The following is a 12772-nucleotide window of genomic DNA, read 5'->3' as shown; positions in this document are numbered from 1 at the left end:
TGCGTCGATATGATGGCACAGAGTTGCATAATCCAAAAAGCAGGAGGATGATTATAGATGTGTGACGAATTACATTTCTTCGCAGATGGATTTGACTCGGAAAGCCCCTATTCTTCAGTGAAGGAGAATAGAGAACTCGAACTTGTCTTCGGGTTATATGATGGCAGGACAATTCTTGAGAAAATCTGTGGTCTAGATGAATCTAGTCCGCTTTTTAATGAGATTTCGCGGGCAGGAGAAGACATTGACAGATTATCCTCAGTTCTTGGTGTGGAGGATCTTTCCTCTATCATCCTCAGCGCGCATCCTAGGAGGGAAGTTGACTTCGCGTTTCGCTCAGAGGTTCTTGACAAGGGCAGGTATTATCTGGGTCATGCGGAAAGGAGCGATGAAAGTCTCGTTTCGGTAGTGTTCGAGGAGCTCGAGCACTACTTGGCAAGATACAAGAACCGGGAACGCCTATTCGCTAACCTGGTCAGAATCTTGGAGAATTCTCCCGTTGCCCTTTGCTTTTACGACAGCAACTTTGACTCTGTATTCTTCAACAAGAGAGCGAAGGAAGCGGGTTTTGACATTTCCGCCTTATCGGTTTCGTCTGAAGGGAAGCCCTTCATTGAGTCTGTTGGATCAGAAGAGACCAAGAGATATTTCAGGAGCCTCATTGTCGACTTTCAGTGGGATGGTTCGCATACGGGCCGGGCAAAGTACTCGGTCGACATAACAGATAGCGAAAGAGCTAAGCTTGAGCTTAAGAAAAGCAGGAACAAGATCAAGAAGCTTCACGAAATAGCTCTGAAGCTTTCAAAAGCCGATAGTGAGGAAAGGGTGTACGACCTCATCGTGGAAGCTTCGCAGAAGATACTGGAGTTCGATGTATATAGTCTCGATATTGTGGAGGGGGATTTTCTGGTAGTAAAGAGAGTTACAAATTCCGTTCCCGATAAAGGGGATGATTGCTACAACAAGCACGAGGGAATTGCCGGAAGAACTCTGAGGGAAGGCAAGACACTTGTCTTCCCGGATATCTCAATAAGCATCGAGGCAAAACCAAAAAGCAGTGATTATCGCTCTGCTTTGAGCATTCCAATAGGCAACTTCGGTGTGTTTCAGACGATTTCTACCGAGCTTGACGCTTTTGATAGTGAAGACGTAGAGCTTGCAGAGATTTTGGCCGCTCATGCCGCCGAAGCCATCAATGGAATAAGGAACAGAGGAGAGATCACAAGACTCACTTACAATGATCCTCTGACGGGAGCACTCAGCAGGAATGGTCTGGAGAAGTTCACTTCTGTAGAGATTGAAAAATCAATCAGACACTCTGTACCCTTGTCGCTAATGATGCTCGACATTGACGATTTCAAAGGGATAAACGACTCTTTCGGTCACGTTTATGGTGACTCGGTTCTCTCCTGGTTGGTAGAGTCGGTTAGAATGATTATCAGGAGTACCGATCAGGTTATTAGATGGGGAGGCGATGAGTTCTTGATTGTCTTGCCGGAAGTAACTCTGGAGGGAGCGGAATCTATGGCGGAGAGAATACTTGACCACTTGAAGAAGAGAACCATTGAAGAAAGGGCAGAAATAACCGTCAGCATTGGAATTACCAGCTTTCTGGGTGATGGGGATGATATTGACCGTATGATACACCGCGCCGATTCCGCATTGTATGAAGCCAAAAGTAAGGGTAAGGACCGCTTACGCGTTTTCAGAGAGAGTCAGAGCTAAATAGAAGGGACTGTTCTCACGATCGAAAAGTTGCCATCGGGACCCTCTTCAAGGTAGACAGAAATCCTTATGTCCTTTATCCAGTTTCCCTCGCGAGAACCCAACGAATTCCACTTGCAGCTGTCGATATCGAGAGGCTTAATGGAAATCGATGCGGTTAGTATGGCTATACCGTTGGATTCCTCATGGACCTTCATATTCTCAATTAAGAATCCCGTCAGTCTCGACTCCGGAGGAAGCCCACGATCTTCGTATCGCTTCATGTATTCACGAAGAAGAGAACTGCCGGTTTCTCTTATGCTTGCCTCGCGAGCAAAGGAGCTTTCTACAGAAGAGTGAAACAGAGTGTCGCCGAAGAAAAGCACAGTACCTAAGAGAACTGCCTGCAAGAAAATTATCAGATAGATCCATCTGTGATCTTCCACTAAAAATCATCTCCTCTGACTCCTGACAAAGATCTCTACGCGTAGATTATACCTCATTTGTCTGTCTTATCAGAGTTCACAACAGTTAGTCAAGCACGACCAGCTGAGCAAGAGCATCACTATGGTTATTAGCCTTTTCCCTTTGAACTCATGAAAGTCATAGTCTGAAAAAGGCTGGGGCTTAAAAAACTCCTGCCTTAAAAACGGCAAGAGTTAAATTGCACAAGAACTTCTTTACAAATCTAGCTGATTGACTTCAGCACCTGCCTAGCCCAGTTGACGCTAGCGTTGGCCGCATAATTGACGCCAGATCCGATTGGATCGTAGAAATCAACAGCTCCAATTATCTTGTTGGCCGACAGTTTGCTAATCATCTCCTGAAAAACTATCCCCATAAGGCCCTCATGAGTGCAGAAAAGAGCTATCTTCTTTTCAGAGAGATTTGCTTCTTTTAAAAAGCTCTCCATCGGTGGTGCGTAGCTCATCGCCCAGACAGGCGAACCAAGGAATATCAGGTCATATTGATTCGGATCGATCGAATAGGGTTCAAGCTCAGGCACGGGATCCATGCTAACGCTTTTGCCTTCCCAGATATACCTGACCTTTCTTCCGCCCTTCTTCTCCATAGGTCTTAGCTCTAGCAAATCTGCATTCGTTTCGTTGGCAATAGACTCTGCAATCGATTTAGTACTCTCATCGTGAGAGTAATAGACAACGAGAATCTTCTTATCATCTTCATTAGGCATAAATCTTACCTCCTATCTCCGACTATTATTCTCGTTATTATTCTCTCACATATTTCCTTTTCTTCCAAGTGGTTTCCTTTCTCTTTCGAATACTACTCTTGGGTGAATCTCATTTCCGCGTACTTAGTTTTGAAACCCATCTTCTCATAAAGGAATCTTGCAGGATTATTCTGCTCGACATGCAAGGCGATATCTCCGTTGCATAATCTCTTTATCTGTTTGATGAGCTTCTTTCCGATGCCGGTACCTCTTGCCGTTTTGTCGACAGCAATATAGACCAATATGTGTTCAGGAATGTACCCCTTCATTCCGGTATCGTTGATAACCGAAACACCGAGAACCTTTTCGCCCTCCATGGCCGCCAAAACAAATCCGCCTTTTCCTTCTTCGTTAGAGAAAGCGTAATCTATGGATCTTCTTATGGCCTGTCTATCGTCACCGTACTCTTCCAGGTGCTTGTGAAGGAATTCGACGATTCTGCCTATTCCTACATCACTCTCAACTTTCTCTAGATTCTTAAATCGTTTGATCGTTATTTTGTCGGTTTTTGTTAGCAACTTCAAAGAACCACCTCCGTGTGAAATAGCTATTCGTTTGTATAACCAAAATCATTATAACATCGTCAATTGTTAACGTGTGTAAAGTCCTATTATGAGGATTTCCGTTATTCGGAGTGATGAGCAGTTATCCCTAGACGTGTAAGATATTGTTCATATTGACTAGAATACCAACCAATAACAACTCCCGTCGGGCCTTCGATCGATCAAACCGTATTCAATCAGATATCTCCTAAGAAGAGCGTAGTCATCATGGAACTTTCTCAGATTCTCATTTGTCTGTTCTTCGGTATACTTCACACCTGGCTTGAAGACTTTAGCAATCTCTCTCAGGACAATCACTCTGTCCTTTTCTCTCTTTGGAAATCTCGCCAATTTCCGGTCTTCACCGAAGAATCTCGCCACTCTTTCATTGCGCTCGGCCTCGGTCACAGCATATCGTTCATCGATCATGGTGGCGTTTCTATGTACGTCAACAATTCTGTCTTCCTTGCCGACGCTTCTTTCCATCATAAGATGGAGTACGAGGAAGATTTTTGCCTGCCTTGCCTTTTCCTTCAACCTAAAGCGATAATTTCTAACAGTTGACTGACTAAGGCTTAGTTCTCTTGCGATCTCCTTATCACCCATGCCCTTGTAGAATAGCCGCATCAAGGTCTGTTGTTGTTCAGATAGGCCTGTGTACTTGCGATCGAGTTCCAATAGGGTACTAAAGGCCGACCCGTGGCAGGAAGAAATATGTTCATTTACTGCCTTCTCGGCATCCATCAACAGATCGTTACTGCTTTTGAAGACAATACCCTTTTCGAAGGTCTTCCCACAAGCAAGACAGACAAATGAATCGTTAAGGAGTTTGTAGCCGGCTTCAAGTTCTTCAATGCTGCTATCCCAGAAAAGCTCCGATGATTCCATTATCTCACCTCCCGAATAAGAGTATAAGAGAAAAACAAGGTTTTGCAAACAATGTAGAGCAATGTTTACTTATATATAGACAAAAGAAGGATTATCAAATGTAATGGGTAATCATCTGGAGATGACTGACTGTGATCTGATCGTTCACTCTACCTCGGTGAAAGTACTCAGATCTCTACAGACAGCACTTCCTTGCTATATGTTGTGGTGAAACCAGCATCTTCGTAGATGCGTTTTGCCGCGAGACGGTCAGAAGTAACAGAGAGCAACGCCTTCCTTTTCCCGGCCTTCCGGAGATAGTCAAGGGCATTAGAGACCAGTGCCCGCGCGAGACGCTTTCCTCTCCATTTTTCAACGACAAAGATCTCTTCCGTGAAACAGTATTCGTTGTTCAGTCTGTCAGGATAGATCATCACACTGCCTGCAATTGAGCTTTTGCCGTCCAATGCTGCAAGGATCACTCCCTCTTTCTTCCAGTAAGGTCTGTTGATGAAGTAGTGGAGATACTTGTACTCGAGCGGCGAGTCAGGGAAACACGATTGCTCTGCACGTAGATAATTGATAATCTCAGGTTCCTTTCTGGGCCTAAGTCTTGACATTGATAGACCTTCGGGAAGTGGATAAGAAACGACTTCATCCTTCAAGTCTCTTTCCATGTAATTGAAATCCTTCCATCGAGTGAACCCCAAAGACGAGAAGAAATCTCTCTTTGTCTTTTCGCTTTCGGCAATCCTTACACAGATTCTAGTTCCAGCTGCAGGAAAAAAAGAGTTTGTGGATTCGGAGATCAAAGGGAGTGAAGCCTCGAACAGAAGTGACATCAAGTTGGTAGCGGGAGAGTCGGCTACATTTATGTCGAGCCATATGTGATGAAAGTGAACTCTTGAGAAGTTCTGTCGGGAAAGAAATCTGGAGAAACCGAGCACTCTTCTTTCGTTTATGGCCAAAAGAGTGTTTTTTCTCCCATTTAACAAGGGGTTCTTGAGATCATCCGCGGTGAACCTCTCCGCATAGGGGTGATCTTTCTCGTAACTGCACTGAATGGCTAACATCTGATCTGTGTATTCTTTAGAGTAGCCGACTATTCTCACAAAATCGCCTCCGTGAAACCGAGAAGCATTCGCCGCTTCATAGGATTCTGATAATCACCACTTACATTATAAGTATATTGGAATTTGAATTCGTGCTCAGCTTAATTCATCATAGTTCATTTTCTCGAGAACCAGTCGGATAACTCTGAGGTAAAAGTGGCATAATATATAAATAATAGAATCTATTAGAGTCTTTCAAGTACACCAAAGCAGATAAAGATGACAGGGTGTGATGAGATGAAGGGAAACGGAGGCTCTAGTAGATTTGCTAGTATTCTGATGCCCGGAGGTGGACCTCTTATGTTCTTTGGTAAGAAAGAAGTGGCGATTATTCAGCTTTTTCATGAGCATCTGGATTTCATCTCAAGAACTCTCGAAAACCTTGAAAAGGTATTCATTTCCATCCAGAATGATGACCTATCTTCTGTGGAGATCTATTCGGAAGAGGTACGAAAAATGGAATCGGCCGCCGATGCAAAGAGACGCGAGATGGAAAACGCGATGTATCAGGGTGCTTTTCTTCCAAACTTCCGCGGAGATTTTCTTGGTCTGGCGGAATCCTTCGATAAGGTGGCCAATGAAGCAGAGAATGTCGTTGACCAGATTGAGCTGCAGCGTCTTGTGATCCCGGCAGAACTGAAGGCCGATCTTCTAAAACAGTTACAGCTTGCTGTTGAGACATATGAGACATCAAAGGAAGCGGCTATCAATCTCTTTCAAGAGCTAAGCATTGCCGAAGAGAAAATCAAGGAGACTGAACGACTCGAAAACATTGAAGACAGTCACGAGCGAGCTCTAGTCAAGAAGATCTTCGAGATGAATTTGTCCCTCGCAGAGAAGAGGCAGCTCCGGGAACTTGTTCTATCAATAGGTGATATTGCGAATCTCTCTGAAGACTGTTCCGACAGAATGGAAATTATCGTGCTCAAGAGAAGGGTTTGATCAAAAGAGAGCTCTGATAGCGTTAATCGAAAGGTACAGCCCAACTGAAACTAGTCCAGCGATCAAAGGGGTCTGTAGCCAACCAAGAACGATGTTTCGAAGGATTTTGTAGTTGATGTTTGTCGAGCCTCTTGCCAGTCCAGCACCAATTACTGCACCAACGATTGCCTGTGAAGTTGAAACAGGGACTCCAATTAAAGCGTAGATCCATACCGTAATTGCCTGGGCGAGAACAGCTATTACGGCCGAGAAGTGATCTAGCTGGATAATCTGCTTTCCAACAGTGTACATGACCCTCTTGCTGAAAGTCAACACGCCTAGGCCGATGCTCAATCCGCCTACGAGAGCGGCGACTTCCAGGGGTATGATTCCGGCATACGGTCCAGTAACATTTGCAACATTGTTGGCGCCCAGAGCGTAAGAGCCATACGCGCCAATGATCAAAGCTCCTACCTTCAGAGACAAGTCCTGGGCCTGGATAGTCTTTATTCTTCGAAAGAATACCGCCGAGATCTTATAAAGGAAGAACGCACCTGCAGCGGCTCCTATGGGTGTTGTTACCCAGCAAATGACCACCTTTGTCAGTACTGACCAGTCTACAGTGGAATTCAGAATTCCGATTCCGAGAATCGCTCCCATCATTGCCTGAGATGAAGAAGAAGGAATTCCCAAATATGTCATTACAATCATGGAAAGAGCGGCTCCTATGGTACTTATTGAAGCAGTAAGAAGCGTCTGGGTGCTTACACTCGAGATCGTTTCAAGACCTCGGGAACCCTCAAGCAGTGAACCGATTAGTATGAATATCGCCGACAACACGACCGCAACACGATATTTCACAAGTCCCGAAGTAACCGCCGTACCGTATACATTCGCAGCGTCGTTTGCCCCTAATGCCCAGCCAAAAACAACTGCCGGAATTATCGCAAAGAACATATTAGCCTCCATAGGGAGAAAGAAAAGTTGATAGATTATATCACGGTATTACATAGATTCGAAGCCATCTTTGAGAGATCGGGCAGAAAGAGACGAAGGTAGCAGAAACTGAAGGGAAATCCATTGGAGAATAGGCGGAATTCAGAACTCGATGAATAAGATCTCGGGAGGACTTGCCAGTCTTCCGGGAAACCAGCCGCCTATACCTCTAGTAACGAAAATCTTTGTTCCGTTTGTTTCGTAAAGCCCGCGATAGTAATCGCCACTAAAACCTCTAGAGCTCTTCAGGATGATTTCTGTAAGCCAGGGTATGTAGAATTGACCCCCGTGAGTGTGTCCTGCCAGCACAAGATCGAATTTTTCAAGAATGTCAGGATGTTCTTCGAGCATATTAGGTGCATGGACCATGAGTATCTTCAGATCATACTCATCATCAGGAAGGAACTTAGTCCACGAGAAGTAATGATGGGACGGAGTGCCCGTCAATCCCAGCTTTTTTCCTGCAATTTGAATCACAGTCGAGCGGGTATGAATCACGTTTATCCCCAGCTCCTCGTAGATCTTCCCCATGACATCTGTCTCGGATTCCTCCCAGTTTCCATATACGGCATAAACGGGCGCTATTCTGACTAGTTGCGAAAAGTAATTCTTCATAAACTCCATATCTGTATAAGGAGACAAAACATCGCCCCCAAATAGAATCAGATCTACACCTTCGTCGACGAGCCTTTCAAGAAGATGATCGTGAATGGGTTTCTTCATCCAAATGTGAATATCGGCAAAGAAGGCAATTTTCGCCGAAGGTTCTTCCGAGAACGTAAGCCTTTCGATCGTCAGAATGTTTGGTTCTATCAAAAAAATGTAGGCGATTATGCCGGCAACAATTAACCAGATCTTCCAATGCTTCAAAAAACCATTCCCTCATAAAGTTGTGTCATGCGAACCGATTCTACATGATTATTCAGCAGTCGGTTCAGGCAGTCACTAAAATAACCGTGATTTCTTCTTTACAAGCACCCTACCTTTCCATTTCGTAGCTCCACAAAGGTGAGCAACTATCGAATGGAATCCGATAATTGATGAGACGAGTGTGATCAGCGGATACAGAATAATCACCAGGGGCCTGAGTGAAAACTTAACGCTGGCGAGAAGCCACATACCGAATGAGAGTGTCAGACTAATCAGAGACAGAATCCCGGCGGACTCTGGAACGGCGGCTCCAAGAATGAATAGTAAAGCTACAGTGAGAGGAAAGAAATCCAAAGTAAGCATCCAACCCCAAACAAAGGCAGCGGGGACTATTCTGTAGTCAAACAGGGAGAAGTAATTCTTGAGAAAGCCCAAATATGCGGCTTTGAATCCATCGTACATCTTGCACTCTACAAGATCTGAAGCATCGTACAGTCTCCACTTCATCCCAGCCTTCTTTATCAGCCTGCCAAGAGAGATATCATCGACCCCGTGGTCCTTCACGGCCTCATGGCCTCCGATTGAGAGATAGGATAGCCTCCTGAACATCATGAACTGACCGCTGGCTGCCGCGAGTGATTTGCACCTCTTGCCATACGCGATAATGAGTGGAAAGATCGAGAAGACACTGTGAATCATAAATGGTATAGTTATCAACTCACCCAGCGTGTCGGTCTTCTCCTTAACCACGGCCGTCAACAGATCTGTTTTTTCTCTAATCATGACGCTTACAGCGTGTGAAATTGTGGGGGAAGCGTGAACGGTATCGGCATCTGTGAAAAGGAGGATCTCTCCCTTCGCTTCTCTTGCAAGCTGGTGGCATGCCCAGTGCTTCCCAAGCCATCCTTCTGGCAAAGCTTCTCCCTTAATTACTCTGAGGTTGTTAAACTCACTTCTCATTGATTCAAGGATTTGGAGTGTTGCGTCGGATGAGCTATCGTCGAGTACGATTAGTTCGAGATTGCGGTAATCTTGATTAAGAAGGGAGTAAACGCACCTCGAGATGTTTTTCTCTTCGTTTCTGGCAGGAATCAGTACTGAAACCAGAGGGCCATGCAGAACCCTTTCGAAACGGCTGATCTTTTTCATCAGAATCGCGTTAGAGACTGAAATTAAAAACATCATACCTAGGAAGAGAGCAACTGAAACTGACTGGGAGAGAAGAGAGGTCATTTTTCCTTCCTCCGAAACCTGAATGCTATGGGAAAAGCAAGCTGATCCCTGTGTTTGAAAGCAAGGATTGTTGTGTTTATTGTCCAAATTGAGATAGCAATAACGTCCTTCTGAACGACGAGAAAGATCAGGAGGCCGCACATGCTAAGAATTACCTTCCAGCCATCGGTCCTGGGATTAATGACGAATGAGAATAACAACATAAACGCTCCGATTATTGAAGGTCCGACCCATTGGGTTACACCTGACCAGATGCCGAAAGAGACTGCTACAGCCTTACCTCCATTCATTCGCAGAAAGGGTGAAAAAGCGTGACCCAGGACCGGAGAGACTGCGACGGGTACTATCTCCCAGCCGGAAATTCCTCCAATTGAAAGGGCGAGCAACACGGGAAGATACCCCTTGAAGTAGTCGAGCGCCATCGCAAACAACCCAAGTGCTAGTCCTGCTCCCCTTATCACATTGGAACATCCCGGGTTGCCGTCGCCAATCTCCCTGATCTTCTTACCGGTCGTCTTCTCGTAAATCATTTTAGAAAACATTATTGAGCCTGAAAAAAAGCCAATGAGAGTCCACAGGATGAACATCAAATCTTCCTCCGGCATAGAGCATATTACTTTCCTCATCTTAATGCCCCGAATGCTTGACGAGGAGAGATCTCTCCTCTTGTTGACAGTCCAAACTTCTTTCCGAGCTACGATTTCGCTTATGACTTGGTATCTTCTTCTAAACAACTTACAAAGGAGAGAGCCACTTGTATGTCGACTGAGCCCAGGATTCACGATATCAACTCTCTGCTTCTATTGAACCATGAGAAGTCAATTATACATAGCAAACCGGGCAAAGCGCTTCTTCTTGAGAGCGAATAGCTTGATTTCTGCAAGACCTGAAGTAAATGATAAAATCTCATCGAATATCGGAAAGGATGGTAAAGATGAAGAGAATTCCACTAGTGTTCTTACTTCTGCTCTCACTGACTTTGCTGCTCTCCGCTAAGAGTCTAGAAGATTTAACTGCCGACGAGTGGAGGCAGGACATCGGGTTTCTCGAAGAGAAACTGCTGAGTACTCACCCTAATGCATTCTTCAATACAGATGAGGGTACGTTCAGACAGCTTCTGCGAAGTCTGGAACGCGATCTGGAGAATCTGTCGTCCAGCGAGATCTACACAAGGCTTACAGAAATCGTCGCATCGATTGGAGACGGCCACACTGCGATCTATCCCGATAGCAGGCTTGCCGTGTATCCAATTTACACTTACTGGTTTACTGACGGGCTTTATATAGTCGCCACATCGGATAGTGAAAAGCACCTGCTGAACTGCAGAGTAGTTGAGATTGCAGGCCTGGAAGTCGAAGATGTCTTTGAACGGTTGAGAAAGGTTGTATCATTCGACAATGAATGGGGATTTCTCCAATCTCACTCTGACTATTTGAATAAAGAAGAGATTATGAAGGGCCTGGGAATGGTTGACATGGATGGAAATCTTCTTCTTAAGGTCGAAAAGGAAGGAGAGATAATTGAAGCCTCCGTAAAGCCTCAAAGAGAAGTATTTCATTGGTTACAGAAGAGAGCGGATGAGATAGACAGAACCTATCAAGGAAGGAAGTACTGGTATCAGTACTACCCTGATTCCAGGATCTTGCATTTTCATTATGCTTCATGTGGTTCGGAAAAAGGAAACCCGTTCATACTGTTTAATTGTAGAATGTTTCTATTCACCTGGACCAACCCAGTAAGCAAATTCGTTCTTGATCTCAGGGGAAATAGAGGAGGCAGCTCTGTCGTTCTGGCACCCTTTATTCTAAGAATGATGATAGATTGGAGATTGAACAGAACTGGAAAGCTCTTTGTTCTAATCGATCGCGGAACCTTCTCTTCGGCAGTTCTCAATGCCATTTCCATGAGAAAACGCACAAACGCGATCTTTGTGGGTGAACCGACCGGTGGCAGTCCGAGGCACTATGGTGAAGTAGAGAAATTTCAGCTGCCTAACTCGGGAATTTCCGTAAGTTGTTCAACCACTTATTGGAAGACTACATCCGATACATCGGAAGCTTTTATGCCGGACATATTGGCGGTGAGATCCTTCCAGGACTATTACGAAATGCGCGATCTAGCCTTTGAAGCCGTTATGACCTATGGATGGGAAGGGGAGGAATAGATGTTAACTCTGTTTAAGAACGTTGAAGTATTTGCTCCAGAACCTCTCGGAAGGAAAGACATTCTGATTTCTGGAGAGAGGATTGTCGAAATCGATGAAGGGATCGACGAATCGGCCGTTCGGTCGCTCAGGGGAGATGTATTCGACCTAGGTGAGGCGTATGCGATTCCCGGATTTGTTGACGGGCACGTGCATCTAATCGGGGGAGGCGGAGAAGGAGGCTTTTCAACAAGAACTCCTGAAGGTTCTTCGCATCAATTCGCCGAAGTCGGTACCACGACAGTTGTTGGAATGTTGGGCACCGATGGTGTTACCAGAGATCACGCTTCTTTGCTTGCAAAGGTTAGGGACTTCCGAAACTCGGGGATAGATTCTTACATGCTGACAGGCTCTTACAGATACCCTTTGAAGACGCTTACGGGGGATGTCATGAGGGATATTGTATTCATTCCCGAGATAATCGGCGTGGGCGAGGTTGCCGTCTCGGATCATAGAAGCAGTAACCTTAGTTCCACAGAGCTTCAGAGATTTGCTATGGACGCGCGTGTGGCCGGAATGCTTTCCGGCAAGGCTGGAGTGACCGTGCTGCATCTTGGAGATGGACAGGAGAAGCTTAAACCTCTTTATGAAGCAGTTGCCGACGGTACTCTCAATCCACGACAGATTATCCCTACACACATCTGTCGATCGGAGGAACTCCTAAGTCAGGGCATCGACTGGGTGAGCAACAAGGGCGGATATATTGACATCACTGCAGATGAACAAAGCACACACCTGGTTCTGAAAGACATCTACAGCAAGAAGATCAGATTCGACAGGATCTGTGTCTCTTCTGACGGCCTCGGTTCTCTTCCCAGATTCGATGATGAAAAGAACCTGGTCGGGATAAGGCCGGCACCGGTCGATACTCTTCTTAAAACCTTCACAAGATTGGTCAAAGGCAGAGGTCTTCCGATACATGAAGCTCTGAAGCCTTTTACGGCAAACCCGGCTGCGTTCTATCATCTGCAGAGAAACGGAATTGGGCTGCTCAAGAGGGGAGGCTCTGCAAACATCTTATTCATTGATCGGGATTTCCAGATAGTCGAAGTGATTTCCAGTGGAAGATCAATTTTGGAAAAAAGGCGATGAT

The 12772-nt window shown here is 45.4% G+C and carries 13 protein-coding genes; 4 read left to right on the top strand and 9 right to left on the bottom strand.

What is annotated here, in order from left to right; translation table 11 throughout:
* Window positions 1–57 precede the first annotated feature (57 nt).
* The gene (locus B3157_RS07200; RefSeq protein WP_214079048.1) at window positions 58–1725 is read left to right on the top strand and encodes a sensor domain-containing diguanylate cyclase; all 1668 of its coding nucleotides are present in this window, start codon (window positions 58–60) and stop codon (window positions 1723–1725) included.
* Here the strand turns inward: B3157_RS07200 and B3157_RS07195 are convergent.
* From B3157_RS07195 to B3157_RS07175, 5 genes are all read right to left on the bottom strand, one after another.
* A complete protein-coding gene (locus B3157_RS07195) occupies window positions 1722–2150 on the bottom strand; it encodes a hypothetical protein (RefSeq protein WP_214079049.1) in 429 nt (142 codons plus the stop codon). The two genes, B3157_RS07200 and B3157_RS07195, sit on opposite strands and share 4 nt — an antisense overlap.
* A 242-nt stretch (window positions 2151–2392) precedes the next feature.
* Window positions 2393–2896, bottom strand: coding sequence for a flavodoxin family protein (locus tag B3157_RS07190; protein ID WP_214079050.1), 504 nt, complete (start codon window positions 2894–2896; stop codon window positions 2393–2395).
* 92 nt (window positions 2897–2988) lie between these two features.
* Window positions 2989–3459 (bottom strand): GNAT family N-acetyltransferase, encoded by a 471-nt coding sequence (locus tag B3157_RS07185; RefSeq protein WP_103134399.1) that lies wholly within the window; start codon window positions 3457–3459, stop codon window positions 2989–2991.
* A 156-nt stretch (window positions 3460–3615) separates the two neighbouring features.
* Complete coding sequence (locus tag B3157_RS07180; protein WP_292589869.1) at window positions 3616–4365, bottom strand: DUF2087 domain-containing protein; 750 nt, start codon at window positions 4363–4365, stop codon at window positions 3616–3618.
* A gap of 167 nt (window positions 4366–4532) precedes the next feature.
* Window positions 4533–5456, bottom strand: coding sequence for a GNAT family N-acetyltransferase (locus B3157_RS07175; protein WP_292589868.1), 924 nt, complete (start codon window positions 5454–5456; stop codon window positions 4533–4535).
* Between the two features lie 300 nt (window positions 5457–5756).
* On the opposite strand from B3157_RS07175, the gene B3157_RS07170 reads away from it, so the two are divergent.
* Window positions 5757–6398: a TIGR00153 family protein gene (locus B3157_RS07170; protein ID WP_292589867.1), complete on the top strand. Its 642-nt coding sequence runs from the start codon at window positions 5757–5759 to the stop codon at window positions 6396–6398.
* Here the strand turns inward: B3157_RS07170 and B3157_RS07165 are convergent, their stop codons facing one another.
* The 4 genes from B3157_RS07165 to B3157_RS07150 form a co-directional block, all read right to left on the bottom strand.
* Window positions 6399–7334: an inorganic phosphate transporter gene (locus B3157_RS07165; RefSeq protein WP_292589866.1), complete on the bottom strand. Its 936-nt coding sequence runs from the start codon at window positions 7332–7334 to the stop codon at window positions 6399–6401.
* Between the two features lie 141 nt (window positions 7335–7475).
* Window positions 7476–8243 (bottom strand): metallophosphoesterase, encoded by a 768-nt coding sequence (locus tag B3157_RS07160; protein WP_292589865.1) that lies wholly within the window; start codon window positions 8241–8243, stop codon window positions 7476–7478.
* Between the two features lie 75 nt (window positions 8244–8318).
* Window positions 8319–9476, bottom strand: a complete 1158-nt coding sequence (locus B3157_RS07155; protein ID WP_292589864.1) for a glycosyltransferase — start codon at window positions 9474–9476, stop codon at window positions 8319–8321.
* Entirely contained in the window at window positions 9473–10063 is a 591-nt protein-coding gene (locus B3157_RS07150; RefSeq protein ID WP_292589863.1) for a glycerol-3-phosphate acyltransferase, read from the bottom strand. Before B3157_RS07150 ends, B3157_RS07155 begins: the two co-directional genes overlap by 4 nt.
* 347 nt (window positions 10064–10410) lie before the next feature.
* Between B3157_RS07150 and B3157_RS07145 the strand changes: the two genes are divergently transcribed.
* Complete coding sequence (locus B3157_RS07145) at window positions 10411–11640, top strand: S41 family peptidase (RefSeq protein WP_292589862.1); 1230 nt, start codon at window positions 10411–10413, stop codon at window positions 11638–11640.
* Window positions 11641–12771 (top strand): beta-aspartyl-peptidase, encoded by a 1131-nt coding sequence (gene iadA / locus B3157_RS07140; RefSeq protein WP_292589861.1) that lies wholly within the window; start codon window positions 11641–11643, stop codon window positions 12769–12771.
* Window position 12772 lies beyond the last annotated feature (1 nt).

It is taken from the genome of Mesotoga sp. UBA5557 (assembly GCF_002425715.1).
Taxonomy (GTDB): domain Bacteria; phylum Thermotogota; class Thermotogae; order Petrotogales; family Kosmotogaceae; genus Mesotoga.
Note: the sequence above shows the minus strand (reverse complement) of the source record. Positions and strands in the feature narration are given on the sequence as shown.